The 26279-nt window shown below is 54.8% G+C and carries 23 protein-coding genes; 10 read left to right on the top strand and 13 right to left on the bottom strand.

From position 1 onward, the window contains the following. Window positions 1-271: 271 nt before the first annotated feature. The 5 genes from GOV38_RS12235 to GOV38_RS12215 all read left to right on the top strand — a co-directional run bounded on the left by GOV38_RS12235 (window position 272) and on the right by GOV38_RS12215 (window position 7915). Window positions 272-790 (top strand): aggregation factor core, encoded by a 519-nt coding sequence (locus tag GOV38_RS12235; protein WP_171210116.1) that lies wholly within the window; start codon window positions 272-274, stop codon window positions 788-790. Window positions 791-1152: 362 nt separating this feature from the next. After that, window positions 1153-1920, top strand: a complete 768-nt coding sequence (locus GOV38_RS12230) for a hypothetical protein (protein ID WP_371808543.1) — start codon at window positions 1153-1155, stop codon at window positions 1918-1920. A gap of 574 nt (window positions 1921-2494) precedes the next feature. Beyond that, window positions 2495-3196 (top strand): TetR/AcrR family transcriptional regulator, encoded by a 702-nt coding sequence (locus GOV38_RS12225; RefSeq protein WP_171210117.1) that lies wholly within the window; start codon window positions 2495-2497, stop codon window positions 3194-3196. Between the two features lie 233 nt (window positions 3197-3429). Further along, window positions 3430-5058, top strand: coding sequence for a murein L,D-transpeptidase (locus GOV38_RS12220; protein ID WP_254430656.1), 1629 nt, complete (start codon window positions 3430-3432; stop codon window positions 5056-5058). A 112-nt stretch (window positions 5059-5170) separates the two neighbouring features. Continuing rightward, window positions 5171-7915 carry an AsmA family protein gene (locus GOV38_RS12215; RefSeq protein WP_171210118.1) on the top strand — a complete coding sequence of 915 codons (2745 nt, stop codon included), beginning with the start codon at window positions 5171-5173 and terminating at the stop codon, window positions 7913-7915. Window positions 7916-7926: 11 nt separating this feature from the next. On the opposite strand, the gene GOV38_RS12210 is transcribed toward GOV38_RS12215, so the two are convergent. Continuing rightward, window positions 7927-8271: a hypothetical protein gene (locus GOV38_RS12210; RefSeq protein ID WP_254430657.1), complete on the bottom strand. Its 345-nt coding sequence runs from the start codon at window positions 8269-8271 to the stop codon at window positions 7927-7929. An 833-nt stretch (window positions 8272-9104) separates the two neighbouring features. Here GOV38_RS12210 and GOV38_RS12205 point away from each other — a divergent pair. From GOV38_RS12205 to GOV38_RS12180, 5 genes are all read left to right on the top strand, one after another. Further along, entirely contained in the window at window positions 9105-9296 is a 192-nt protein-coding gene (locus GOV38_RS12205; protein ID WP_171097190.1) for a hypothetical protein, read from the top strand. Window positions 9297-9320: 24 nt separating this feature from the next. Then, the gene (locus GOV38_RS12200) at window positions 9321-10466 is read left to right on the top strand and encodes a TRAP transporter substrate-binding protein (protein ID WP_171097188.1); all 1146 of its coding nucleotides are present in this window, start codon (window positions 9321-9323) and stop codon (window positions 10464-10466) included. Window positions 10467-10580: 114 nt separating this feature from the next. Further along, window positions 10581-11096: a TRAP transporter small permease gene (locus GOV38_RS12195; RefSeq protein ID WP_171097186.1), complete on the top strand. Its 516-nt coding sequence runs from the start codon at window positions 10581-10583 to the stop codon at window positions 11094-11096. A 13-nt stretch (window positions 11097-11109) separates the two neighbouring features. Further along, window positions 11110-12441, top strand: a complete 1332-nt coding sequence (locus tag GOV38_RS12190; protein ID WP_171097184.1) for a TRAP transporter large permease — start codon at window positions 11110-11112, stop codon at window positions 12439-12441. Between the two features lie 352 nt (window positions 12442-12793). Continuing rightward, complete coding sequence (locus tag GOV38_RS12180; RefSeq protein WP_171210121.1) at window positions 12794-13201, top strand: universal stress protein; 408 nt, start codon at window positions 12794-12796, stop codon at window positions 13199-13201. Window positions 13202-13300: 99 nt separating this feature from the next. On the opposite strand, the gene GOV38_RS12175 is transcribed toward GOV38_RS12180, so the two are convergent. From GOV38_RS12175 to GOV38_RS12120, 12 genes are all read right to left on the bottom strand, one after another. Next, a complete protein-coding gene (locus tag GOV38_RS12175; RefSeq protein WP_254453171.1) occupies window positions 13301-13945 on the bottom strand; it encodes an IS6 family transposase in 645 nt (214 codons plus the stop codon). 161 nt (window positions 13946-14106) lie between these two features. Beyond that, window positions 14107-15114, bottom strand: a complete 1008-nt coding sequence (locus GOV38_RS12170) for a LacI family DNA-binding transcriptional regulator (protein ID WP_171209638.1) — start codon at window positions 15112-15114, stop codon at window positions 14107-14109. A 5-nt stretch (window positions 15115-15119) separates the two neighbouring features. Beyond that, complete coding sequence (locus GOV38_RS12165; RefSeq protein WP_371808533.1) at window positions 15120-16289, bottom strand: dihydrodipicolinate synthase family protein; 1170 nt, start codon at window positions 16287-16289, stop codon at window positions 15120-15122. Between the two features lie 4 nt (window positions 16290-16293). Further along, window positions 16294-16602, bottom strand: coding sequence for a Dabb family protein (locus GOV38_RS12160; protein ID WP_171209639.1), 309 nt, complete (start codon window positions 16600-16602; stop codon window positions 16294-16296). A 2-nt stretch (window positions 16603-16604) separates the two neighbouring features. After that, the gene (locus GOV38_RS12155; protein WP_171209640.1) at window positions 16605-18191 is read right to left on the bottom strand and encodes a GMC family oxidoreductase; all 1587 of its coding nucleotides are present in this window, start codon (window positions 18189-18191) and stop codon (window positions 16605-16607) included. Between the two features lie 16 nt (window positions 18192-18207). Further along, entirely contained in the window at window positions 18208-18966 is a 759-nt protein-coding gene (locus tag GOV38_RS12150; protein WP_171209641.1) for a 3-ketoacyl-ACP reductase, read from the bottom strand. Beyond that, window positions 18963-20453, bottom strand: coding sequence for a GMC oxidoreductase (locus GOV38_RS12145; protein ID WP_171209642.1), 1491 nt, complete (start codon window positions 20451-20453; stop codon window positions 18963-18965). The genes GOV38_RS12150 and GOV38_RS12145 overlap by 4 nt, the downstream gene beginning before the upstream one ends. Beyond that, on the bottom strand, window positions 20450-21562 hold the full coding sequence (locus GOV38_RS12140) for an ABC transporter ATP-binding protein (protein ID WP_171209643.1): 1113 nt from the start codon (window positions 21560-21562) through the stop codon (window positions 20450-20452). The genes GOV38_RS12145 and GOV38_RS12140 overlap by 4 nt, the downstream gene beginning before the upstream one ends. A gap of 6 nt (window positions 21563-21568) precedes the next feature. Further along, complete coding sequence (locus GOV38_RS12135) at window positions 21569-22450, bottom strand: carbohydrate ABC transporter permease (protein WP_068340098.1); 882 nt, start codon at window positions 22448-22450, stop codon at window positions 21569-21571. After that, window positions 22450-23343 (bottom strand): carbohydrate ABC transporter permease, encoded by an 894-nt coding sequence (locus GOV38_RS12130; protein WP_170376146.1) that lies wholly within the window; start codon window positions 23341-23343, stop codon window positions 22450-22452. Before GOV38_RS12130 ends, GOV38_RS12135 begins: the two co-directional genes overlap by 1 nt. A gap of 101 nt (window positions 23344-23444) precedes the next feature. Beyond that, entirely contained in the window at window positions 23445-24695 is a 1251-nt protein-coding gene (locus tag GOV38_RS12125) for an ABC transporter substrate-binding protein (protein WP_171128354.1), read from the bottom strand. 56 nt (window positions 24696-24751) lie between these two features. After that, complete coding sequence (locus tag GOV38_RS12120; protein ID WP_171209644.1) at window positions 24752-26275, bottom strand: aldehyde dehydrogenase family protein; 1524 nt, start codon at window positions 26273-26275, stop codon at window positions 24752-24754. Between the last annotated feature and the right edge of the window lie 4 nt (window positions 26276-26279).

The following is a 26279-nucleotide window of genomic DNA, read 5'->3' as shown; positions in this document are numbered from 1 at the left end:
GCTGATGGCAGACAATTGTCACCAATCTGGCCCGATGGTCTCGAGTATTCAGGGATCGATTTTTTCGCCTGGATGCTGAAAGTAAGGTTGTCGAACACTTTGATATTCTTCAGGAAGTTCCGGCAAAACGCGCGAATGACAATGGCATGTTTTAACCTAACCGTTCTGACGACAACAAAGGAACTTTGAAATCTCTCATCGGCTGAGCCACGATGATGAAAGGGCACAAGTCTGATCCAAGAAACCCGCCGAACCATATCTATCAAGAACCTTGTATCTAGGAGAAACGTATGCTCCCGAAGTGTATTCTCGTGGCGACCCTCGGACTTTTGCAACCACCTCGCTTAAAGCCGGCGTTCAAATTCGTTTTTTGGCAGGCGCGACCAAGGACCGATTTGTTTTGACAAACGTCGGAACGTGCGAATTAGCAGCATCGACCCTCAAAATTGACTTGTCGCTATCTGCCGGACGCCTGATCTTCGACGTTACCGAAAAAGGCGTGGGTGTGGAGGTCTTTCAACCGCTCGAATTCGTAGAGGGTGCTGAAGCTCTGCTTCATTTTCCATCGGTTGTGGACGCGCAGAGTACAATTGAGCTGGAGATTGCGTCCCTCACCGCCGGGGACAGGCTAGCTTGTACCATCGATGTAGATGACACAATCGGGCAACGCGAAATCACTGTAACAGGATCGGAGATCGAAGGCGCCACAGTATCATATTCTGATGCGGATGAAACCAGTACTGCGACTTTCTCATCCGAAGCACTTGTCAACGTGACAACGAAGGACTGATGAAGGCTGTCTCACAAGGTCGAATTGGTTCATACGCATAACTTACATCAAGCTTCGAATTTGGTAACACCAACGCAGAGGAACACTCAACGCCGGCAATCATGACGCGACAAACTCTTCAATAGTTGTGTTGCGATGCGGTGCCCCGGGTCTCGCTGCGATGCAAGAAACTGCTCCAGTTCTTCACCTTGGATTGCATCGCTGGAGAATTAGAACTCACGTGACGTGGCGCTGTTTTCTGACGTTCTGCGTCTCTTTTTACCGGAAGTGTGATGACCTCTGTTTTGAGGAGATATATCGTTCTTTGTATTGACGCGTCACGACACCGCCCCACTTTTCTAACTCAGCTAGGAGCATCCTGAGTGTTTGTGAGGACCACCGCTTTATTGATTTTTGCTGTGTCGACCCCGGCCACGGCATTGCAGCTTCGCGAAACAGGGCGCTATGAGCTCGATCAACCCGCAAGTCTTGACTACGATCCGACGTTTTGTGGGTTGTGGATTGCGAACGAGGGCCCCGAGGCCATTCTCGTTACATTGCAGGGTGATGAGTTGCGCCGCATATCCAGTGATCTCTTCCGCATCAAAGCAATTGCTGTTGAAGGGGATCATTTGTTGCTGGGCGATGGTCTCGGAAGTCTTCAACGTGTTACAAAGGAAGGAATGCCGCTCGGAGCACCTTTCAAACTGGACGGCGGTTTCGCAGATACGGAGGGGATCGCGATCAATGCCAAGGGGCAGATCGTGACCGTTGAGGATGACCCGGAACGGTTGTCCTGGTTCACTTCAGAGGGTGCTTTGACGGCGAGGTTGGATACCATGAAGCTCTCTCCCCCCTTAAGCGAGGCACAGGGCATCGCGATTGACGCACGCACCGGTCACATGTTGATTGTTGATGACTGGGAAGGGTCAAACAGCCTGTATGAGTTCACAGCAGATGGCCAATTGCTCGCCCAGCAAAGTCTGTTGGAATTCGGTACCGACCCGGAAGGCATCGCCATCAGACCGGGGTCTAACCAATTGTTCGTGGCATTCGACGGCGGCGCAAAGATTGTGACATTTGACTACACTCCCACCTTGCCTGAAGGATTCCCGCCGCCTCCCCCGGGCGGAGATTGCATGATGTTTTAACAATTTGGCTAAGCTTTCTGGTTGGCTCTGGTTTTTCCTAATCCCGTTCGTTGTCCAAAGCTTCGCGTATGAGCGTCAGATTTGGCAGGGAATTTCTAAATGGGCCCGACCCGAGTTCGGACAAAACTGGAGCCAGAGCTTCCGACATCCGCTCGTTACACGCTTTCAAAAACTCCGCGCCTTGTGGCGTAGACCGGGCGATTTTCGAACGCTTGTCACTAGAGTTGACTTCAAGGGTAACTCGCCCCAGCCGAGGTTGTCGACCATCATCAATACGACATTGGGTTGCTCAGTGGTCTGGGCCACAGATGAGCCGCCCCAAAGGACACAAGCTGCCACCGACATAAGGATTGGTTTGAGTGGACTTCTCATTTGGGTGCTCCCGTCTTGGTCCGAGTATTCGTGAAACGACCTTGCCCATAGGTCATCGACTCACGCATGTGTCATTAGGACTATCGTCCTAATCTTGGCGGGCGGAGCGATTTGTGTCAACGTTGCGTTACGACCACTGTGAGAACCGGCATACGCCTATGTTGATATTCTTCACCTGTAAGACGCAAAGTGAACTGGAACGATGGACAAGAAGATCGAAAGCTTCATTCCCGAAAGGGTGACACACCTGCTACAGGATCTGGTCATCCAGCGCCCGGTCGCAAAAGAAACCCGTGGTCTTTCCAGTGGTGACAGCACCAAGCGGCGGATACTTGATGCGGCCTTTGCGCTCTTCATCGGCACCCGAGCAGAAGACTACACGATGCGCAATCTGGCGAATGCCTTGGATATGCGCGTCGGCAATCTGACGTATCACTATAAGACCAAGTCAGAACTCCTCGACAGCCTCGTTCGCGATCAGCTTGCGAACTATGCTGACGACATCCTGACGTGTCTGCAGATGAGCGAAACAACACCGCAAGCTGCGCTCGAACGGGTGGTAACGCTCCTTGTTCAGGACTTGCGCCAACCAGAGATTGCATTCTTCCCGCAACTCTGGGCGCGTTCATTGCATGACGATGCTGCGGCCGAGCTGATGGACAAAATCCACGAGCTGGAGCGACAGGTGATTGCAGGGCTGATAGGAGCCACCCGTCCCGACTGGCCGCAAGACGGCTGCGAGTCACTGGCCCTTCACGTCACTGCGGCAATTGAGGGGCTTACCTTGTTTATCGGGCGAAACAAGAAATCACATGGCATCTATGCAGCGCCCGAACAGGAAATTGCCCGCGTACTGCGAGTTGTGCTGGGAACAACGCGCCGTCCGAGCCAGCGCGAAATTTGAGATTTAAATTGACCGGCTGCTCTGGGCTCAAAGCGGCCGCTCGCAGAGTTTGGGCGAATTTCTGCTGTGCGGACAGAACAGCCATTGGCCCGCTTTCACCGGAGGACCGCACACAAGCGAAGGAGACATTTGCGAGCAAAACTCTGAGAACAATAAATTACGATTTGATTATACAAAATGCTGAAGTATCCTTTGTTGAAGTAACCACATATAGATTGGCTGTTTAGGAGGGGATGGTGAAAGTTCTTAGATCGGCGGTTGCAACAGCAATGATTGCAACGCTGATAACATGCCCTAATTTGGGCGCAGCAGACCAAGTCTCGGAGCAGATAAAAGCGCTGCTACGGTCAAATACGAATGCGAGTAATACACTTTCAAACAACAAGAGTTTGGACGCAGAAATCCTTCTACCTCGTTTCTATGCGGACAGAGAATTTAAGCCAGCCTGGACCAGTTCTGAATTGGTTGACGAGCTTTTTGAGGAGTTGGATGGAGCCATTGATCAGGGCTTTACGCCGAGGGACTTCAAACTAAAAGAGCTTCGATCCGCATTCAAAGCCTCACAGGGAGGCGATGCCTCCAGTCGAGCTTTTTTCGATATTCTGGCGACTGACGCGGCCGTAAAACTCGTACACCATCTGGTGTTTGGAAAAGTCGATCCAAATGCGCTAGACGACGATTGGAATTTCTCAAAACCAGTAATTCAACAAGACCCTTCCGTTGTATTGAGCCAATATCTTCAAGGCGAAGGTTTCAGTGCTTTAATTGAACGCATCGATATCGACAACGGGCAATACACGATGCTCGTTGATGCATTGCGCAAATATAGAGCTATCGCATCAAAGGGAGGCTGGAACACCGTTCCCGAAGAAACGGTTCTGAAGCCGGAAATGGTGGATCCTGCCGTCGCCGAACTGCGCAAAAGGCTAGCGACAGAAGGCTACGATGGAGCAAATGAATTTCCAGAAATCAGCCAAAACGGAATAAATCCAGCTTGGGTTTATGACGATTACTTGGTGCAACAGGTAAAAACCTTTCAAAATCGTCACGGCTTGGAGGCAGATGGCGTCGTTGGTGGTAAGACCTTCGCGTCTCTCAACAAACCTGTCGAAGATCGCATAGATAAATTGCGGCTCAGCCTGGAGCGAGGCCGCTGGCTCATGCGCGAAATCGACGAAGAGTTCGTGCTGGTAAACATTGCAGGCGCCCGTACTTACTTGGTCGCGTCCGATGGGACGCTTTGGACCACTCGGTCGATCACAGGATCAGCCTACAGAAAAACCCCAGTGTTCCGAGATGAAATTGAATATATGGAATTCAATCCGACTTGGACTGTTCCCGCTTCGATTTTTCGGAAGGATAAGCTTTCGCGCATCCGCAAGGATCCAGACTATCTGGCGCGCAACAATTACGTAGTTCGGAACAAAGACGGGCAGACGATTCCTGCCAACGCTGTGAACTGGGGAGCAAAGAACCCCGGCGTCACTTTGGTTCAGCAGCCGGGCCCAGACAATGCGCTAGGTTTAGTCAAGTTCATGTTTCCAAATAAATACGCGGTGTACTTGCATGATACCAACGACCGCAGCCTTTTCGACCGAAATGAACGGAACCTCAGTTCCGGCTGCGTTCGCCTTGAGTATCCGTTCGAATTTGCCAGCCTTTTGATGGAGGGAGAGCCGGACTGGAGTCGGCAAAAAATGCAATCTATTCTGGATAGCGGGAAGACAACGCGAGTTGACCTACCCGAGCCCATGCCGGTCCTTTTGACCTATTGGACTGCATGGGTCGAAGATGGGGCCGTTCATTTCCGTGAGGACCCATACGAACGAGACGCTCGAGTACTTGCAGCTTTGGACCGATGAACACGTCATCCTAAAAGAGATGCGCAATTCCAAGCGTGCTAAATTGCTAGTAGGGTTGGTGACTTCTTATTGGCGGAAATTCGAAGCAGTGTGAGCAGCAATAGGAGAGCACATGAGGGTTTGGCTCGCAAAAATAGTTGGGCTTGTTGCACTTCTCGCGTTCGCGGCAATCGCCTTTGTTTGGTTGTTGCTCGCTGCTCCCATGTTCTCGGACATGCGGCGCGATCTTTTAGAAAGAATTCTTTCGGAACAAATTGGTCGACCACTTCTTGTCAACGATGATGTAAGCGTCGCGCTTGGCCGCACGAGTTACATCTACGTCGGTGGTGTGGTCATCCCGAGCCTGACAATGCCGGACTCAGCTCTTGTGGAATTGAACCTGCTGGAACTGGAGCTGGATATTGCCGCTTTGGCCAACAGGCGCCTGCACTTTGACAATCTCGTCGTGGAAGGCCTCCAAGCAAATCTTCTGACGACCGAAGACGGCATCACAAGCTGGCGAAAAGGCGAGCCAACACCCAAGCCAACTTCAGAGGAAACAGTTTCAGCGGATGATCAAAAAGAGGTTGCGAGCGCTGATGGTTCCGATGAGACCGACACAGAAAGCAGTGGAATCCTGAACTTCTTGAGCGACAAGAACGTCAGTTTCAAGTCAATCGGGCTAAACATCGACGACAAGGTCTCGGGCTTCTCATTTGTGTTTGACCTTCAGTCCCTCGTGCTCGAACAAGTAGATAATGGACAAAGAACACAGGTCTCTGGTTCCGGCTCCGTCAACGGTCAGGTTTTCGAAATCGAAGGCGACTACCCCCGTGACGCACCATTTACGACACGCGCCAGTTTTGGCGAAATGACCGTAAGCTACGATGGCGAGCCCTTCTCAGCAGACGAAGGGGGCGGTTATCGCGCAGTCTTGGAGATGGACACCGGTGAATTCGGTGATTTTCTGGACGTCGTTGGGCTGGAACGTGTTCTGGAAGGCAATGGTCAGCTGCAAGCAGAACTCGTGTCTCGGGACGCTCTGAAGATTGAGGCGTTTACAACAGCTGTAAGCCTGGAGGATGGGCAAAAACTCGAAGCTGAAGGTTCAATAGATGACCTCTACAACGCTCAGGGCGTCGATCTGCTTTTTAATGTGCGGCTTCATCCCGAAGGACGGCCGCCGCCAGCAGCGAAAAGTGTCCAGGAACTGAAATTTACCGGCTTTGAAATGCACATGGTCGGATCCCTGGCTTCCTTCGAATTCGAGAAGTTGCTGTTCCAGACTAATGCGTTTGACCAGGGGTTAGACGTAATCGGTCCAGCCTCTATCGAAAGCATTCGCCGCATGCCAGACGGCCGGCTCGCCATGCTGGGTATCGCGTTGCAAGCCGGGCCAATTGAAGAGCCTGTCCTGAAAGCCGAAGGTGAAATCCTCGATCTGCTTCAGCTTCGGGACGTAACATTCGATGGCGTGGTGAACGGGCCCGCCAAGTTGGTTTTGTCCAACCTTGATGAAGACTATGTTGACCAGTTCGGGGGCATCAAGGCCGATTTCAACATATCCAATGCGGGCGGGCCGGTTTCACTCAACAGGTTTAACGCGACTACTTACGACACCTATCTCTGGGCGCTCGATCTCGCACTATCTGTCAACGAGCTAAAAGGTCTGGCCGGTCTCGATTTCGACGTGGAACTGGATGTCGACGACAGTGCCCAGTTTCTGACCGCGCTCAAATTGCAACCTGTCGGAATTGGCGCACTGGCTATCGATGCTGAAACCTCTAGGCAGGGTGAAGACTTTGATGCCGCAATCCAGTTCAAAGCCGGGTCTTCGCATCTTCTTGCAGCTTTGGATGCGCGGTTTCCCGAAGGAGCATCCGTCGTCCGTGGCAACATTACGAGCGAGAGGCTCGATCTCAACGACCTGAAGAACCTCACCTCCGTACTGGACCAATTGAAAAGCCTGGTAGGCGAGACCTCGCAAGAACCTGAAGCAGAAGTTCAGCCTTTGGTTCTGCCGAAGGAGACAAATGTCCAGCCCTTGGTGTTGCCAAAGGATAAAGGGAAACCTGCCGATCTTCTGGATGTGCAGCGCGTGCTACGTGAAGCTAACGTCGAGGTACAGATCGAATTCAATGAGATTGTGGGCCAGCAAGGCGTAACATCCGTTTCAAGCCAATTGTCCGCAAAAGACGGAACCGTGGATTTCGGCCCCCTTCAGATGGCTTACGGTGGCGGAAACTTCAGCCTTCGGGCGGTCATGGACCTGGTTGATTCACCTGATTGGCTTTCGTTGTCGGGATCGACCTCAGGATGGGAGTTCGGTGAGATCCTTGATGAATTGGGAATTGGTATCGATGCCGATGGACGTTTGAGCGGTGAATTCAACGTTTCTGGCAGTACCGCCTCGGGCAAGGACTTCATCAACTCGATGCGCGGCAAAGCGTCTTTGTCGATGTCGCAGGGCTACATCAGTACCAGCCTATTGGAACTTGCGGGGCTGGGTATCTTCCCGTGGCTGTTTTCAGAAGAGTTCCGACAAGGTTACACCGACATCACTTGCGTGGTCGCTCCGGTTGAAATTCAAGCTGGTCGGGTGAGCTCGAACTCCATCGTCATTGAAACGGGATCGGTTCAGTTGGTTGCAAAGGGCCAAGTGGATTGGCTGAACGATACGATAGCAATAAGAGCGGAGCCGCGGCGCGTTGGCAAACCCCTGTCCCGAAGCGCTTGGCCCTTTGATGTTACGGGCCAGCTTACGTCACCGAAGTTCAAGCTGGATGTGGGCGGGTCGAGAAGCAAGGCCCCGGAAGGCGCTGATGCCATGCCTGTCGACAGGCAACCTTGTGTGCCGGACGTCAATCAATTGCAATAATTGGACGCTACCTAGTTCTTTAGTGGTTCCGGTTGTTCGGCCTGACACGTCAGAACGGCCTTAATGGCTTTGGCAGACCCACTGAGATCGAGTTCAACTTCGGCCCCACTTTCACCAATAACCGTAACACTCTGGCGTTTTCCAAACTCGGTTACAAACGCCGGGTTGTCGAAAAAGGCGTAGCCACCGGGTACGCCATTCTTGAAGACACCAACCGCCTCGCCTTCGAATTGCGCATCACCAAAATCGAACTGTACGATCCCGGTCACCCCGTCCTCGATTTGAACCCAGGCCGGATTAAAAGCAGCAAAAAAGCCGCCGGCCTGATTGGGTGCTGCGCCAATTTCAACGGTCATGCCATTTTCAAAAAGCTTCCACGCGAGACAGCCGTTTCCCTTTTCGGGATCTATCAGGATTGTCCAGTCCCCGGATTCACCCCACCGTTCCATACCGGCGGCATGAAGTAAGCTTGCAAAAAACAAGGCCAATGTTGTCAGCACATACCTGTACATTTTTAACCCCAGATTAGTTTTGAAGGTTTACCCATCCTACCAATCAAGGAAGATCAATCAAACGATACAGAAGAAGCGTAATCAGGACACAAGTTGTTCGAGCGCAACCGTAAAATCTGCTTCCTGCTCATAGCCGTATACGCTGCTATTGGTGGGAATGCCTGGTTTGAGCAATCTGCTGCACGAGATCGTCCCGCGACTAAAAGGAGACCTGGATGACCGATAAACCCACAGAAAACCTTCCTTCCGACCCCGCTAAGCACAGTTCGGCGAGACCAGTTCCGGAGCCTATAACTGAGACGCTGCGAAAACTCATGGCGCGCCGCACCTGAGCAACAGGTGTGCAGATCCAAAAGCAGTTGGCTGGCAGCGGCATACGATACGCGCGGCGATCCCGCGCCTGCGGTCGTCGGGCGCACCTGTTGAGCATAACAGGTCGAGCATCCTCAGATGACATTCGCTTCAACCGCATCGTTAAAGAAGTTTCTATTGTCCGCACGCGGTCGTTCCTGACATTCGACACAGTTCCATAAAGATCAGCTTTACTGCCTTCGGTCTGCGCACGTTACCTGTGTCGCCCTCTCCATATGCCGCCAGCAGAATGTAAGCGCTTGCATGGCGCGGTGTAAGCGCTTACATTGCTAAGAATCGCCTGAACGAGGCGACGGGGAGAACAAATGCCGTATTTGATCGCACTGGCTCTGGTGACGCTGTTTACCGTTAATGTCGTGATAGGCGCGATAGGAGACGCGCCCATCGTAGGCACGGTGACCGAGATGGTGATCCTTTTCGCGGCAGCGATTTCGTTTTCCGTTGGCATCCTGCGTAGCGAAGCGCGGGCAAAGTCAAATCAATCAACAACAGACTGAACCTATCTAAAGGGAGGATGTATTTTGGATAGCGAAGATAAGGAGTTGGTGTCAGCTGAGCGCCGAAATTTCTTGAAGCTGGCGGGATCCGGCGGGTTTACAGCCGCGTTGGTGGCGGGTGCAGCGGGCGTGCTTTGGTCAGACCAAGCGGCAGCACAAACCGCTGCCGAAGAGAGAGACCGAGAGCGGGCAGCGGAACACGTGATGACTTTGGCAACGGCATACGTCATCGGGGCCTCGCGTTCGTACCCGATCATGCAGTTGAACTTGAAAGAAAACATCCAGAACATGACCAATGGAAAGGTCTATGTGCGGCTGGCGCCCGGCGGCCAGCTGGGTGCAGGTGGTGCCCTGGCTCAAGCGGTTCAGGGTGGCACGATTCAAGCTGCGCAGCACTCGGTGTCTAATTTCGCACCGTTTGCGCCGGTCACAGACCTGATTAACCTGCCCTATTTTTGCGGCTCGAACCAGCGGTTCACTAACCTGACCTCGTCAGATGCGTGGAAAGCAGAAGTCGACCCGAAGATCGCTGCTTCCGGTTTCAAAGCGCTCTTTTACATTGTGATCGACCCGCGTGTTGTTGCTGTACGTAAAGGCGGTAGCGCGATCATAACCCCAGGCGACATGGCTGGAGTCAAGTTCCGTGTGCCAGGCTCAGCGATGCTGCAGCAATACTACGGCCTCGTAGGCGCAAATCCCACTCCGGTTGCTTGGGGTGAAACACCTTCTGCAATCCGACAAGGTGTGGCTGATGCGCTTGATCCCTCAGTCGGGGCGCTCAATGTTTTCGGCTTCGCCGAAATCCTCAGCCACGTGACATTCACGCAAGCTGTGCCGGACAGCCAAGTCTACTCTATCAACCTCGAATGGTTCAACGGTCTACCAACTGACGTCCAAGAAGGCATCGAGTTTGCGGGTGAAGTGACCCAGCACCAGAACCTCGCCACCGTGCCAGGCTCACGCTCTTACGCGATGGCCGAGCTGATCAAGAATGGCGTCGAGTTCCACTCGCTGTCCGAAGATCAACTAGCCGAATGGCAAGAAGCAGGTGGCTATCAGCGCAGCGAATGGGACGGGTTTAAGACCGATCTCGCGGGCTCGATGGATACCTTCGCCAAGCTAGAAGAGGCTGCGGGCACCCGAGGCCGCTTCTACGTTCACGACGCCTAGTACAACCACGGGACCTGCGTCGCCCTGGTGCAGGTCCTATCCCGCTTTTTCCAAACAGACCGACCGCGGTGTTTCCAGACATCACGCAAGCGCGCGTCGAGGTAGGAGAGTCGCATGTCAGACATCTACAAAGCTATAGACAAGAACGGCGAACGATGGATGCTATTGGTATTCTACGTGATGCTCGTGGGAACCATGTTCATCGAAGTTGTCCGGCGTGAGGTGTTTTCATATTCCTCAATCTGGGGTGAAGAGATGGTTCGCTATTCATTCATCTACCTGGCATGGATTGGGGCGGCTGCGGCGGTCAAAGAACGCGGACACATCCGTATAGACGTCCTGATGCACTACGTTCCCGGCACAATGAAAACGCTGCTCTACATTTTTGGTGACATCGTCATGTTCATCGTGGCTTTGGTGGCCATCTACTGGTCCTTTGAAACCGTTCACGTTTCTTGGAAGTTTGGCTCGGTGACACATGGCTTGCGGATTTCCCAGGTGTGGTTCCTCATGGCTGTGCCCTTTGGTTTTGCTTTGGTGATCTTACGGTTGGTGCAAAGCTTCCTACGCGATGTTTCAGACCTTCGAAACGGGCGTCCCGTTTACGAAGGCGACAAGCTGTTTGATTGAGTGAGACAAAGCGATGCTATTTGGAACACCCCAACAAGTTGAACTGATCCTTGGATGGGACTTCTACGGCCCGGTCCTCCTATTTATCTTCCTGGTAGCAATGGCCGTGCCGGTCTGGGCTGCTATTGGCGCTGCAACGATCTTGATGCTCGTTTGGTCAGGTGCGTTGCCACTAAGTTTGATGGGCGAAAAGCTTTTCTCGGGCATAGATGCGTTTGCGCTGACCGCTGTGCCGCTATTTATCCTTACAGGTGATGTACTTGTTCGCACTGGGCTCAGTCGAAAGTTTCTCGACGTGGCAGAGGCTCTAACATGCTGGGCCAAGGGTGGCTTTGGCTCTGCCACGGTGCTCGTTTGTGGCATGTTTGCCGCGATTTCGGGCTCTGACGCCGCAGGTGCCGCGGCCGTAGGCCGGATGACAATCGATCGGCTGGTGGAATCTGGCTATCCGCGCGCTTATGCTTGCGCACTCGTCGCGGCCGGGGCATGTACTGGCATTCTGATCCCGCCTTCGATTGCATATATTATTATTGGCCTCGTCCTTGGTATCGCTGTTTCGACGCTCTTCTTGGCGGCGGTCATCCCAGGCCTACTGATCCTTCTATCGATTCTCGTGACAAACATCGTGATGAATCGTCTCAATTTGTGGGAAGGCGGGGGCATTATGACGGCCGCTGAATGGCGCGCAAATCTGTGGAAGACCGTGAAATCAGGCTGGTACGCCTTTCTCGTTCCCGGCATCATCTTTTTCGGTATATTCTCAGGTCGCCTAACCCCTACGGAAGCGGGCGCTGTCGCGGTGGTCACCACAATTGTGATTGGCTTCATTATTGGAACGCTCAAGTTCTCGGACTTTCCCGCGATGCTTGTCAGTTCCGCCAAGGTCAACGGTGTGATCTTGCCGATCATCGCGTTCTCGATCCCACTGGCTGAAGCTCTTGCTATTATCGGAGTACCGCAAGGTTTTGTCGGCGCTCTGACGTCTATGACCTCTAATGAGTACTTACTCATTGGCATCATGGTTCTGATCCTCGTGGCCGCCGGCTGCGTGATGGAGACGACGCCGAATATCGTGATCCTTGCACCGATCCTCTTCCCACTAGCGCAAGAGATCGAGATGAACGATATCCAGTTTTGCATTATGATGATCACAGCGCTTGGTGTTGGGTTTATCACACCTCCGCTTGGGCTAAACCTCTTCGTGGTATCCGGTATAACCGGCGAGTCGATCCTAAAGATCGCCTATCGCGCCATCCCGTTTGTCTTCTTCATGCTAATCGTTACGCTGATGATCGCATACATCCCCGCGTTCTCGACTTCACTGCTTCCCGACGTTTACCAATAGGACAATAGCTAGGTGACGCGCGACTTTCTCAGTAGGACCACACTGTTCGCACATAGTGTCGCAACCTACGTCAACGAAATCGTCCAGAGGACGCTCTATGTCGTTGAAGGCGGCGGCTATACCAAAGAGCTTGAATGCGCGGCCAAGCGCATCCTCTTTGGGCGCGCTAACGTCGAAATGCTCGCAAGCCCATCGGAAAACTTAGTCCTAACCGATAGCAAAGTCGCCCCGATGTTTGCTGCAACCGACCGAGCGATCAGGCCACGCACTGCCCTAGCTGGCGCGTCTGCCGTGTGACAGATAATTTGACCAATGTGACCTATGTCCAGCCCTGACTTTGAGAGAAACAGCTATGCCGAAATCAATTCTCATACCCGTCGCCATTGATCACGAAGCGATGGTAAGCGCCAAGATCGCCACTGCGCAAAGTATGCTCGAGGAAGAGGGGACGATCACGTTGCTCACCGTGCTCGAACAAATTCCTGGTTTTGCTGCAGAATTCGTCACAGTTAAGACCGAAAACCACCTGACAACGAAGATAATGAATAAACTCGAAAACCTTGCCGTCGGTGAAGATAACATCGAGTGCAAGGTGACGACTGGAAAACCTGGGATGCGCATCGCGGAAATTGCGGCCGAGATCGGCGCCGATCTCATTATCGTTGGGGCTCATCACCCCTCAGCGGTCAACTACTTCATGGGGTCCACCGCCTCACGTGTAGCGCGTCGTGCGCCGTGTTCTGTGCTAATTCAGCGATAAATGGAGGGTTGGATTTGCGGCACAGAAAGGAATGAATGCTCGTCGGGGTGCTGTCAGACAAATTCGAGCCAGTCTAAGCTTGCCGCGGAAACCGTGAACCTATCCGGAACAAAGCTGACGCCACTCGCTAAGAGCAACGGCGCGGGCTAGCTTGAAAGTGTCGCGACTGGCTAGCGATCTTTCCTGGTTGCAGTGGTTATAGACCGAGGAATGGACGGATGCGAATTTCTGTAGACTTCGCATGCGTCTAAAACACTGCATTGCGCGTTCTCTTCGTCGGAATGGCAGGTGCGAGTTCTCGACGCGGTTGTTTAGGCACCTGCCCGTCTGTTGTTTTTCAAGCACGCCCATTTCTCTGAGCGCAGCCTTGTAGGAAGCGAAACGATCTCTGACGATTGCTTCGGCACAACCGTGCCGCTTCATCAATTTCTTTCGGAATTTCAGTGCTGCAGCTTTGTTTCGGCGTTTACTGACAACGGCTTCCAACATCTCGCCCTCATGATCGACGGCCCGCCAGAGGTAGTGTCTCTTGCCATTCACCTTCACAAAAACCTCGTCCAAGTGCCACGTCCATTTGGAGAAGGCGCGCAGCTGTTGAACACGCTTTCTTCTAATCTCAGCAGCAAAAATCGGGCCAAACCTGTTCCACCAATATCGGACAGTTTCGTGGCTCACGTCGATGCCTCGCGCATGCAACAGATCTTCGACATTCCGAAGCGAGAGCGGGAAACGGATGTACAGCATCACCGCAAGGCGAATGATCTCGGGGCTGGTTTTGAAATACTTGAAAGAGGTAGAATTGGTTATGTGCAAAACCTACGCAACCGCCCTGCCCGCTCAAGCAAAGTTCTTTTGACAAGACCCTTCTGACAAGACCTCTCGACAAAGGCTGGTATAGTCTTTTGCTACACCGTGTCTTTCGTAGTTTCCCTCAATACCAAGCGCGTTGAAGTCCGCGTGTGTTGTGCTGGCGTGGCACCATCCTGCAACCACAGCAAAACAGTGTCCGCAACTTGTTCGCCAAATTCAGAGACGCCGCAGTGTACGGTAGACAAAGCTGGCCAGCATTCTGATGCTTCCTTGATGTCGTCGAAACCGACTATCTGAAACTCTGTGCCAATCTTAACCTGAGCTTCATGGCAGGCATTAATCATCCCAAAAGCAACAAGATCATTGAAACAAACCGCGGCATCACACGCCGGTTGCTCCTTGAAGAGGCTGACTGTTGCCTTATGTCCGAATGATCGGCTGGATTCCCCCGTTTTAACAATAGGCTGCAAGTGGTTGTCTTTCATTGCACTAATATAGCCGGACAGTCTTTCCTGAGTGACTTCAGCACCATCCAGACCACCGATGAAGGCTATGTTCCGCGCGCCCGTTTCGATCAGATACTGCGTTGCCGCGCGCCCACCCTCTGCGTAATCAGGTGCGATAAAGGGAAATCTGCCTGTTTCGCTTTCAACCTGTCGCAAGACTTGCATCAACGGAATGTCAGCTCGCTCTACCGCGGAGAGGGTGTTTGTTACATCGCCATAAGCAGGCGATAGGATCAAAGCAGAAACACCGTGTTCAAGCATCGCGCTCACCACCTGATCCTGAAGTTCGGGGTCTTCGTTTGTGTTCGCCAATACGACCGCATAGCCTCGGAACGCCAGCGCCATCTGCAACGAAGTTGCAAACTCGGTGAAAAACGGGTTGGTCAGGTCGTTTATCACCAAACCTATTAGCGCCGTCCCCGTAGATCGCAGATTTGCCGCCGATCGGTTATAGACATACCCGATCTCTTTCATCGCGGATTGGACGAGCTTGCGTGTCTCCGGCTTTACGTGCGGACTGCCCCGCAACACAAGGCTTACCGTCGACTTGGAAACGCCCGCCGAGTTGGCGACATCTATGATCGTGGGTTTTCGCATTCAGGCTATTGTTCAACTCCATGCAAGCTGAGAAGCGTGGTCATCCGTGCTTTAGCCAGTTCAGGGTCTGAGAGTAAACCGGCTTGATCCGCCAATCTGAACACTTGCGCGTAGTGGCAGATGTCACGGCTGGATTGGAACCCACCCGGCATGATGAAATGGGACTGGGCTCCGTTAAGCCATGCCAGATAGGCAATCCCGGCTTTGTAGAACCGCGTCGGAGCCTTAAAAATCTCTCGACTGAGGGGAATTGTCGGTGCGAACAGCGCGTTGTAGCGATCCATGTCGCCCATAGCCAACGCCTCAAGCGCTTGGCTGGCGGCGGGGGCGATAGCTGCGAAAATGCCGAGCAGAGCGTGGGAAAAATGCTTTCTATCCCCGGCAATAAGATCAGCGTAGTTGAAATCGTCACCAGTGTAGAGGCGCACGCCGTCCGGCAACCGCGCGCGGAAGTATTCTTCGTGTGCCTGATCCAGCAAGGATATTTTTATCCCATCAACCTTGGCGGGATTTTCGTTAATCAGGGACAGTACAAAGTCGCTGGCCGCGTCGATATCCGTGCTACCCCAATAGCCCGTCAATGCAGGATCGAACATATCGCCCAGCCAGTGCAGGATAACAGGCTCCGCAGCCCCATCGATCAGCGCGCGGTATACATCATGGTAGGTGTCCGGACCTGCCTTGATCGATGGGAAGGCGCGTGACGCCATGAGGATCAATTGCCCTCCGGCGGCTTCGATCGCCTCGGCCTGTTGCTCGTAGGCTGACAGGATTTCACCTGCTGTGTTCAACGCGCTTAGAGGCAGGTGATCAGTCCCTGCCCCACAAGCCACCCGAGGCGACAACGGATGTGCCTGCGCAGCCTTCATTGTGCGCTGGATCAGCTCCAGCGCGGTCTCCCAATCGACGCCCATACCCCGTTGTGCGGTATCCATGGCTTCGGCCAGACCCAGCCCCTGATCCCAGAGTCCCTGACGAAATCGCAGGGTCGCTTCCCAATCAACTGCGGGACGCCCATCCCAGGGATTACGTTCCGCCATCGGGTCTGAAACCACATGAGCTGCCGCAAAGGCCGTGCGCGTCAGAGGCACCTGCGGCTTGCGCGGTACTAACGGCGTTCCGGTCAGCGCATAGGGTTCCGGCTGCCCCTCAGGATTCGGCAAAATCAATTTCACTGTCTCAAACCTCCAAATCCAGAACCAGAATGCCGTCGATGCCACCCACGGCGTTCTCGACCAGTTGCGCGCCCAGCGCCTTGTGCGTTTCGTTGTTCTGATAGGTCTCCAGCGCGGCCCAATCGTCGAAGTCAATCATGAAACCATGCATGTATCCGCGTTCGATCTGCTCGGGGCTCTCACTGCGGCCACCGGTAAACCCGCTGGCCCCGGGAAGGGCCTTGGAAACGTCCTCAAGACCTTTGTAGATGGCTCCGATTGTCTCCTCGGTCACGCCGGCGCGGAATTTGGTCAGTACGATATGGCGGATCATTTTTAGAAACCCTGATCTTGTTTGATCATGTCGGAAGCTTTTTCCCCGATCATGATAGTAGGTGCATTGGTGTTCGATGAATTGACCGTCGGCATAATCGACGCATCCGCGACGCGAAGCCCTTCGATCCCATTGAACCGCAGGCGCGGGTCCAGAACGGCTTCGGCATCGCTGCCCATACGACAGGTACCTGCGCAGTGGTGTGATGTTTTGGAGTGTACACAGATAAAATCGAAATACTGCTGCTCGGTCCGCACGTCCGGGCCCGGCAAACGTTCTGCCAAGATGTACGGTTTCAGCGCATCCTGAGCGAGGATGTTCTGCACCAGCTTCAGGCCCCGAATGGACATCTCGCGGTCGTAGGGATCCGCCAGATAGTTGGGATCTATAAGCGGCATCATCGCGGGGTCCGAGCTTTGCAACCGGACGGTTCCGCGTGATCTGGGTCGCAGAAAACAGGCGTTCAGTGTAACGCCACCGTTGGGCATCGCCTCGACCCCTGCCTCAATGCCGGTACCAAGCCCCAGATGCATCTGAAGATCCGGCGAACGCGCGTCCGGGTCTGCGTACCAGAACCCACCCGTTTCGAACAGGCTGGACGCCACCGGTCCCTTGCGAGTGAAAAGGTATTGCAGGCCTGCAAAAGCTGAAAGGTGCAGCTTAGCGAAACGGTCGTAGGTGTGCGGGCCGGTCACTTCGCAGATGGAATACAAATCCAGATGGTCTTGCAAATTCGCGCCCACCTGCGGCTGATGAAAAACCGCGTCGATGCCAAGGCTGTCCAAATGATCCGCCGGGCCAATTCCCGACAGTTGCAACAAGCGCGGCGAACCGATGGCACCTGAGGACAGAATGACCTCTTTCGCGGCTGAGATCTTGTCCCCGTTTATCATCTCGACACCAGTCGCCCTGCCCTTATCCACCATAATGCGGCGCACCTGAGCGCCAGTGCGCACGGTCAGGTTCGGGCGGCTGCGGTTCGGCGCGATAAACGCCATCGCAGCAGAGGATCGTCGCGCATTGCGCTGGGTCAGCTGATAGTACCCCGCTCCATCTTGTTTGGCCCCATTCACATCGCGTGTTTCAGGAATCCCCACTTCCCCAGCGGCCTTGATGTAGGCATCGCAGATTGGCAAAGGGGCTGCGGGCATGGACACGCCCAGCGGTCCGCCCTTGCCGTGAAATTCGTCGTCGTAGGTGTCGTTGTCTTCAGACTTTTTGAAATAGGGCAGCACGTCGGCATAACTCCACCCCTCGCACCCCATCTGTCTCCAGTCATCGTAATCCTGAGCTGCACCCCGCGTATAGATTTGCGCATTAATTGCAGACCCTCCGCCGATCACTTTGGCCTGGGTGTAGTTGAACACCTTGTTCTGCATGTGCTTTTGCGGAACCGTGGACCAGCCCCAGCTGCCGATACCCTTGGTCATCTTCGCGAACCCAGCTGGCAGGTGAAAGAGCGGGTTACGGTCGGTGGAGCCAGCCTCTAGCAACAGCACACGCGCCGACGGTTCTTCGGAAAGACGCGCAGCGATCACCGAGCCTGCCGAACCGCCACCAATGACAATGAAATCATATCCTTCAGACATTCTTGTGTGCCCTGACCTACAGACGTGAAATCGACAAGCCGCCATCCACCGGGATGGCGGCGCCGTTCGCAAAGTGCATGTGCCCCTGAACCAGTGGGACAACAACGGACCCAATATCCTCGGGCTCACCCCAGCGTGCCGCGGGAACAAGACCGCCCTCGATACGGTCGGTATACTTGTCGCGCACGCCCGCCGTCATCTCGGTCGCGATGATGCCCGGTCGCAGCTCAAAGACACCGATGCCTTCGGCGGCCAAGCGTACTGCGAACAACTGAGCCATCATCGCTGCGGCCGCCTTGGACACGCAGTACTCGGCGCGTTCGATCGATACCATTGTCGCGCTAACAGAGGTGACAAAGGTGATCGAACGATAGGTATCTTGCGGCTGCGCCAACATGCGCCGGGCCACCTCTTGCGCCAGAAAAAACGCGCCACGCAGGTTGATGTTCTGCACGAAATCCCAATTCTCGGGCTTCAGGTCCAGCATGTCACCACGCACTGGCGCTCCTACGCCAGCGTTGTTTATAAACGCCGTGATCGGGCCCAAATCGGCTTCGATCTGATCCAGTAGCTCTGGAACGTGATCAATGTCGGATACGTCGTGCTGCACATAAATTGCGCTTGGGCCAAGCTCTGCCAAAGCCGCCTCCACGACCGGTTTGTAGGGCGCCGCGCGAGAGGCTATTGCGACCTTGTACCCCGCGGCGATCAAGGCGCGCGCCACCCCGAGTCCAATGCCCTGTTGTCCTCCGGTCACCAATGCTGTTCCGGTCATGCGGCGAACTCCGTTTCAATAATGTGACGACCTGCCCGGAGTGCGAGTGCGGCTATAGTGAGAGCCGGATTCACTGACGCAGATGTCGGAAGAACTGACGCGTCGACGATGAACAGGTTCTTGTGGTCGTGGCTGCGGCAGAACGTGTCGACGACACTGCTTGCCGGGTCATTGCCCATTCGCGCTGTGCCGCATTGATGCGACGGAGTGCGCCGATCAAATGGTCGCGACAATACAATAGGAAACCCGGCCTGCTTAAGATGCGCTTTTAGCCGCGCAACCAGGGCCTCGTGCGCAGCCCAATTCGAGCGTTTCCAATCCAGCTTGATCTGGTCACCTTCGACCGTCACCCGGCTTTCTGGGTTCGGCAGATCCTCGGACATAGCGTAGAAATCAAAACTGCGATTTGCGATCAGTGCTGCAATTGGACCAGGAAGATGGGTTTGCGACGCAAGGATCGGCCCAGTGATCTTTCCCAACATCTGAATGTTGCCCAAAGGCAAGCCACCCTGTCCGTCGCTGTTGTAATAGTCGTTGAACATCAATGTCTTTTGATAGACCGCCCTGTTTCGGCGCAGCGGATGAAGGGCCAGCACCGCCGAACAATTGTGGTTCATGAAGTTCCGTCCGACCTGATCGGACCGATTGGCAAGACCGGTTGGACAATTGTCGTTCGCGGACTGCAGCAACAGTACCGAGGACTGTACCGCACCTGCTGCAAGCACGATGAGCGGCGCACGCAGGGTACCGTGGCCATCAACTTCGACACTTGTGACACAACCAAGGGCATCAGCCTTCAATTTTCGGACACGCGCGTCAGTTAACAGCTCGACATTCCCATGCTTCAATGCCTCGGCGAGGGCACAGGTTTCGGCGTCCATTTTGCCGCCGCATGTATTGGGAAACGCATCCCAAGTTGTTTGCCCAGCCCGCAACCAGGTTTCGATATCCACGCCCAAAGGCACTGAGGATGGCGTCAGGCCTGCGTGGCTTAGCCGGTTTCTCAGGTCTGCAATATCAACCTCATCCGGCACAGGTGGGTGCGGGTAACCCCTACTGTGCGGCGGTTCGGTGGGGTCCTCTTTGGTGGTCCCACGTGCGTCGTAAAGCTGTTCCGCGGTGGTGTAATCCGCCTCCAGCTGTTCATAGGGCATGGGCCAGCCGTGCGAGTAGCCACCCATATGCTGACGCGGCTCAAAATCCTCTTTCCGATAGCGTATCAAAGCTGCACCGTAGAACTTGGAATTTCCACCAACGCAGTAGTAGTTTCCGGGGTTGAAAGGTTTGCCCGCTCCGTCCAGCCATGTTTCATCGGGGCGAAAGTGCCCTTTGGCAAAGATCGCTTTTGGGTCTCGATCCTGAGGTGAGAGCTGCAACCGCTTTCCTCGTTCAAGGATCAAGATGCGACGACCGGACGGAGCCAACGCCGCAGCCAGCGTTGCCCCCCCGATACCCGACCCAATGATTATGACGTCAGCTCGATTCATGGAAGGATCCGCTTCTCGCTTTCGGGATCAAAAGCCACAGCCTTTTCCATGTTCACTGCAAAGTTGAAATCCTGACCCGGTGCCACTTCGGCATCCGAACGCATACGCGCGATCACATCTCGCCCGCCCAATTGCATCGAGACGAACGTGTCAGATCCAGCGGGCTCCGTCACCACGATACGGTTGGCCATCTGCGCGATGTTCGACGACTTTCGATCCGCACCATCCAAATCGGTGATAGTCTCAGGGCGGATTCCCAACAAGATCTCGCGTCCGTCCCATGCGGCCAAGTTGTCTTGGCTGAACGGAAGTTGCGCCATAGATCCGTCGTGAACGGCGACCTCTGCATGAGGGCGGCCATTCAAAACCGTAACCTTGGCCGGTACCACGTTCATCGCAGGAGAGCCCATGAATGTTGCAACGAAAATATTCGCAGGCGTGTCATAGATTTCCTGCGGCGTACCCAGCTGTTGGACGTAACCGCCGTTCATCACGGCGATCCGGCTTGAAAGCGTCATCGCCTCGATCTGGTCATGCGTCACATAGACGATGGTGGTCCCGAGATTTTGATGCAGCTTCTTGATCTCGGTTCGCATGTCGACGCGAAGCTTGGCATCGAGATTCGAGAGCGGTTCATCGAACAGAAAGACATCAGGGTTCCGTACCAACGCGCGACCCATTGCAACCCGCTGGCGCTGACCGCCCGACAACTGACCGGGCTTACGATCCAGCAGCTGCTCGATCTGCAAGAGCTTGGCAACTTCTTGCATCGCTTTTTCGCGTTCAGGCTTGGGCACACCATGCATCTCAAGACCGAAAGTGATGTTCTGCCCGACTGTCATATTGGGATACAAAGCATAGCTTTGGAAAACCATGGCAATGTTGCGGTTGGACGGGTGCACCCCGTTCATCACCTGATCCTTGATGCGGATTTCGCCGCTGGTGATCTCTTCCAGCCCCGCGATCATGTTCAGCAGAGTGGATTTGCCACAGCCCGAGGGGCCGACCAGAACCAGGAACTCTCCTTCCTGCACCGAGATGTCGACCTTGTGCAGAACCTCGACCGCCCCGTAGGATTTGGTCGCGTTGTCTATGTCTAGAAAACCCATGAGGTCTTATCCTTTCACCGAACCCGCCATCAGGCCGCGGACGAAGTATCGACCGGCCACGATGTAGACGAGCAGAGTTGGCATGGCCGCCAGAATGGCGCCTGCAAAATGAACGTTGTATTCCTTCACACCGGTTGATGACTGCACCAGATTGTTCAGTGCCACCGTCATCGGTTGGCTGTTGGCATCGGCAAAGGACGCGCCGAACAGAAAGTCATTCCAGATGTTGGTGAACTGCCAGATGATCGAAACCACCGCGATCGGCCCGGAACTGGGCAAAAGAATGCGCCAGAAAATCTGGAAGAAACCTGCGCCATCAATCTGCGCCGCGCGGATCAGCTCGGTCGGGAACACAGCGTAGTAGTTGCGGAAGTACAGCGTGGTAAAGCCAATCCCGTAGACAACGTGGACAAGTGCAAGACCCCAGGTGGTGCCTGCCAGCCCGATTATGCCCAACATCCGTGCCATCGGGATAAGAACAATCTGGAACGGGATGAAGCAGGCGAACAGCATCAGTCCGAATAAGATGGTGTCGTACTTGAAGCGCCATTTGGTCAGCACATAGCCGTTCAACGCCCCAAGAATGGTCGAGACGATCACCGCCGGAACCACCATCTTGATCGAGTTCCAGAAGTAGGGCTTCAACCCTGTCGGATCGACGCCGATCTGCGCCGAAGACCACGCCTTGAGCCACGGCTCAATCGTGAACACCTGCGGCAGGTTCATCATGCCGCCGCCGGTGATTTCTTCCAACGGCTTCACCGAGTTCACCAGCATGACATAGAGCGGCAGCAGGTAGAACAGACCGAACAGAAGCAGCACCAGATAGATCAACGTGCGCGTAACGCGGCCCGTTCGGATTGCGGTATCCTGAGTAGCTTGAGACATCAGCGTTTCTCCCGCAATTCGGCGTAAAGATACGGGATCATGATCGCGGCAATGGTCATCAGCATGATCGTGGCCGACGCCGCACCGATCCCCATCTGGTTTCGCGTGAACGTGTAAGAATACATGAAGGTCGCGGGTAGTTCTGTGGCGCGACCGGGGCCACCCCCGGTCAGGGCGATGACAAGGTCAAAGGTCTTGATCGCCAGGTGGCTGAGGATCACGAAGGCCGACAAGAAGGCTGGTCGGAGTTGCGGGATAATGATCCGGCGATAGAGGTTCCAGTTCGACGCGCCGTCCATCTGCGCAGCCCGCAGAATTTCATTGTCGATCCCACGCAGGCCAGCCAGAAACATTGCCATCACAAAGCCGCTCGTCTGCCAGACGGCTGCTAGAACAACTGTGTAGATGGCGTAATCACGGTTCTTTATCCAATCGAACTCGAAGCTGGTCCAGCCCCATGTGTGCATCACGTTTTCCAACCCAATGCCAGGGTCAAGGAACCACTTCCAGGCTGTACCGGTGACGATGAAGCTCAGAGCCATCGGATAGAGGTAGATGGGACGCAGCAGCCCTTCCCCCCGGATTTTCTGATCAAGGAAGATCGCCAGACCCAGGCCGATACAGGTGCAGATCACGATGTATAGGCTCGCGAAAATCCCCATATTGATCAACGAGGTTTCCCAATGGCTCAGCCGCCACAGTTTGTCATAGTTTTCCCATCCGACCCATCCAAAGGACGGCAGGATGCGACTATCGGTGAATGACAGGTAGACCGAAAACAGAATGAACCCGTAGACAAAGACCAGCATCATCGCCAGCGACGGTGACAGGACCAGCTTGGGTATCCAGTTCTGAAGGCGTGTCTTAAAATCCGCGTCGGCTGAAGCAGCCATGGCGCGCCCTCCTCGTTCGAGTCGTGTTAGATCGGAGCTTTTGCGCCCGTTTGGTGACAGGGCGGCCAGACCGCCGCCCCATCGGGAGGATCACTTGTGGATCACTTGGCGATCGAAACGGCGTCAACCAGTTCGGTCACGGCATCTTCGCTGCCGTACTCGCCGTTAAAGTGGGCAGTCACCACGTCATAGACTGCGTTCTTGACTGACGCGGGCGCGGCATGTCCGTGTGCCATCGAGCCGAACAGGTTGCCTGACGAAGCCGCGGCGGCCAAATCTTTCATGCCCTGCTGACCACACGCATCCAGATCGCTGCCATCCACATCGGTACGAGCCGGGACAGAGCCCTTCACCTTGTTAAAGGCAATCTGGAAGGATGGCGAAAGGATCGCACTGGCAAGTGCAGCTTGCTCGGCCGATACCGTACCGCCCTGATCAAACATCATGAACTGGTCAGCGTTGAAGGTGACCTGATCCTGAGTACCCGGGAAGCGGAAGCACAAAAAGTCTTCGCCCGGCACTTTGCCCGCGTTCAGGAATTCGCCTTTGGCCCAATCACCCATCATCTGGAAACCGGCTTCGCCGTTGATGACCATCGCTGTCGCCAGGTTCCAGTCACGACCCGAGAAGTTCTCATCCACGTTGTCGCGGATAAAGGCCATGCGGTCGAACGCTTCTTTCATCGCGTCGCCACCCAGCGTTTCCTCGTCCAAGTCGATGAAGGCCGCTTTGTAGCCGTCAGGCCCCAGGGTCGACATCGCGACAGCATCGAACACGGTCGCGTCCTGCCATGCCTGACCACCATGCGCGATCGGAGTGACACCAGCAGCTTTCAACGCCTCAACTGCGGCGACGAATTCGTCCCAGTTGGTGGGCTGTGCAATGCCGTTGGCGTCCAGCACCGCCTTGTTAGCCCAGACCCAATTGGTCGAATGCACGTTCACAGGGGCCGAGACCCATTTGCCGTCATGCTTGGCGAAGGCTTTCAGCGCATCTGGGACGACGTCATCCCAACCTTCCTGGGCTGCCACTTCATTCAGATCAGCCAGCGCACCCTGATCGGCCCAGTCCAGAATGTCAAAGCCCAGAGCCTGAACGGCTGTTGGTGCGTTGCCTGCGGTGACGCGTGCGCGCAGAACGGTCATCGCCTGCTCGCCACCGCCACCTGCAACAGGCATGTCGGTCCAGCCGATGCCCTGTCCGGACAGGTCGTCCTTGAGAACGTTCAATGCTGCAGCCTCACCGCCAGAAGTCCACCAGTGCAGAACTTCCACGTCTTCAGCGTGCGCAAGGCTGGTCGTGCACAGTAGACCTGCCACAAACAGCGATTTTGTCTTCAAAAATTTACGCATTCTCGTTTCCTCCCTTAATGCGTTATTCTCATTCGGGACCAATCTGGTTCCCGGTCTTAGTCTTGCGGAACCCATGGCGCCCGGCTGTTGCCGACGCGCATGACCACTGATTTCACTTCGAAGAATTCCTCGAACCCATATCGTCCGATTTCCCGCCCCTGCCCGGATTGTTTGACCCCACCGAAAGCGACCTCGGGGAACCCGTCCATCCAGGTATTGGTCCAGACCGTCCCCGCTTCTGCTCGGCGGGCAAACTCTAGGCAGGTGTGAACGTTTTCGCTCCAGACCCCTGCCGACAGACCGTATGCGCTATCATTGGTCAGCGCGACGGCTTCGTCCAGTGTATTGAACGTCAGAACGGATAGGACGGGACCAAACACTTCGTCCCGCGCAATCGGCATCTCAGGCTGAACGTTCGTAACAATGGTAGGCTGATAGAACTGATCGCCCAGCCCTTCGACCTGCAGCGGCGCACCACCCAAGGCGATGGTGGCACCCGACGCCTGCGCCTGTTTGACGTATGCGTCGATTTTCGAGTTATGCTCGGGGGTGACAATCGCGCCAACTTGCGTCGTTGGATCCAGAGGATCGCCGAACTTGACCTTACGCGACAGGGCAACGACACGTTCGCGGAATTCATCGGCAATGTCTTCGTGTACAATGATGCGACTGCAGGAGTTGCAGCACTGGCCGACGTTGAAATAGACGCCGAACACAACAGCATCGGCGGCTGCGTCCAAATCTGCGTCTGGGAAAATGACTTGTGGGTTCTTGCCCCCGAGCTCCAGCGCAACTTTCTTGAGCGTGTCCGACGCAACAGCGCTGATCGTCTTGCCCACTGCGGTAGAGCCGGTAAAGCTGACCATATCCACACTGTCGTGGCTGGACATCAAACTGCCAACTGGAACGCCATAGCCCAACACCATGTTGCAGGCACCTGCAGGCAATCCGGCCTCAATGAGCAGCTCGCCGAGCATCAGGGTCGTCGATGGTGTTATCTCAGACGGCTTCACAACAACGGTGCAACCAGCCGCCAACGCGAAGGGCAGCTTCTGACTGAGAATCCAGAAGGGGAAGTTCCACGGCGTAATGATGGACACGACACCGACGGGTTCCTTCAGCACGACACCCATCATGTCTGCGCCAAGAGTGTTGTGGCTATCGCCGTGTGTACTGCGTGCCAATGAGGCCGCATAACGCCAAAGGTCTGCTGCACCGCCGACCTCGCCCTTGGATTGGCTGATCGGCTTACCGCTTTCCAGCGTTTCGATCAGTGCGATCCGGTCGACATTCTGCTCAATCAGTTCGGCAACCTTCAGCAAAACGGTGGCCCGTTCTTTGCCTGATGCCCGGCTCCAATCACCGCTGTCGAACACCTTGCGCGCCGCCTGGATCGCGGCCTCGGCTTCAGCCTCGCCACCCAAGGCCGAACGGCTGACGATGTGCCCGTGCGAGGGCGAGCGCCGTTCAAACGTCTCACCCGACGCGCTATTCTGCCACCTACCATAGATGAGATGCCGACCTTCGAACAACGGCGGCAACTCGAACGCGATAGCAGGGTTGATGGTGATATCTTTCATATTG

The organism is Ruegeria sp. HKCCA5839 (genome assembly GCF_013035585.1).
GTDB lineage: Bacteria > Pseudomonadota > Alphaproteobacteria > Rhodobacterales > Rhodobacteraceae > Ruegeria.
This window is presented reverse-complemented; position numbering and strand designations above follow the sequence as displayed.

Excerpts from the sequence above, each read along its gene's own strand:
- GOV38_RS12125 (WP_171128354.1), bottom strand. The coding sequence starts at position 24,695 with ATGCGTAAATTTTTGAAGACAAAATCGCTGTTTGTGGCAGGTCTACTG.
- GOV38_RS12130 (WP_170376146.1), bottom strand. The coding sequence starts at position 23,343 with ATGGCTGCTTCAGCCGACGCGGATTTTAAGACACGCCTTCAGAACTGG.
- GOV38_RS12140 (WP_171209643.1), bottom strand. The coding sequence starts at position 21,562 with ATGGGTTTTCTAGACATAGACAACGCGACCAAATCCTACGGGGCGGTC.
- GOV38_RS12205 (WP_171097190.1), top strand. The coding sequence starts at position 9,105 with ATGCCGTATTTGATCGCACTGGCTCTGGTGACGCTGTTTACCGTTAAT.
- GOV38_RS12220 (WP_254430656.1), top strand. The coding sequence starts at position 3,430 with ATGGTGAAAGTTCTTAGATCGGCGGTTGCAACAGCAATGATTGCAACG.
- GOV38_RS12180 (WP_171210121.1), top strand. The coding sequence starts at position 12,794 with ATGCCGAAATCAATTCTCATACCCGTCGCCATTGATCACGAAGCGATG.
- GOV38_RS12135 (WP_068340098.1), bottom strand. The coding sequence starts at position 22,450 with ATGTCTCAAGCTACTCAGGATACCGCAATCCGAACGGGCCGCGTTACG.
- GOV38_RS12175 (WP_254453171.1), bottom strand. The coding sequence starts at position 13,945 with ATGCTGTACATCCGTTTCCCGCTCTCGCTTCGGAATGTCGAAGATCTG.
- GOV38_RS12155 (WP_171209640.1), bottom strand. The coding sequence starts at position 18,191 with ATGTCTGAAGGATATGATTTCATTGTCATTGGTGGCGGTTCGGCAGGC.
- GOV38_RS12190 (WP_171097184.1), top strand. The coding sequence starts at position 11,110 with ATGCTATTTGGAACACCCCAACAAGTTGAACTGATCCTTGGATGGGAC.
- GOV38_RS12145 (WP_171209642.1), bottom strand. The coding sequence starts at position 20,453 with ATGAATCGAGCTGACGTCATAATCATTGGGTCGGGTATCGGGGGGGCA.
- GOV38_RS12225 (WP_171210117.1), top strand. The coding sequence starts at position 2,495 with ATGGACAAGAAGATCGAAAGCTTCATTCCCGAAAGGGTGACACACCTG.
- GOV38_RS12210 (WP_254430657.1), bottom strand. The coding sequence starts at position 8,271 with ATGACCGTTGAAATTGGCGCAGCACCCAATCAGGCCGGCGGCTTTTTT.
- GOV38_RS12160 (WP_171209639.1), bottom strand. The coding sequence starts at position 16,602 with ATGATCCGCCATATCGTACTGACCAAATTCCGCGCCGGCGTGACCGAG.
- GOV38_RS12215 (WP_171210118.1), top strand. The coding sequence starts at position 5,171 with ATGAGGGTTTGGCTCGCAAAAATAGTTGGGCTTGTTGCACTTCTCGCG.
- GOV38_RS12120 (WP_171209644.1), bottom strand. The coding sequence starts at position 26,275 with ATGAAAGATATCACCATCAACCCTGCTATCGCGTTCGAGTTGCCGCCG.
- GOV38_RS12150 (WP_171209641.1), bottom strand. The coding sequence starts at position 18,966 with ATGACCGGAACAGCATTGGTGACCGGAGGACAACAGGGCATTGGACTC.
- GOV38_RS12195 (WP_171097186.1), top strand. The coding sequence starts at position 10,581 with ATGTCAGACATCTACAAAGCTATAGACAAGAACGGCGAACGATGGATG.
- GOV38_RS12170 (WP_171209638.1), bottom strand. The coding sequence starts at position 15,114 with ATGCGAAAACCCACGATCATAGATGTCGCCAACTCGGCGGGCGTTTCC.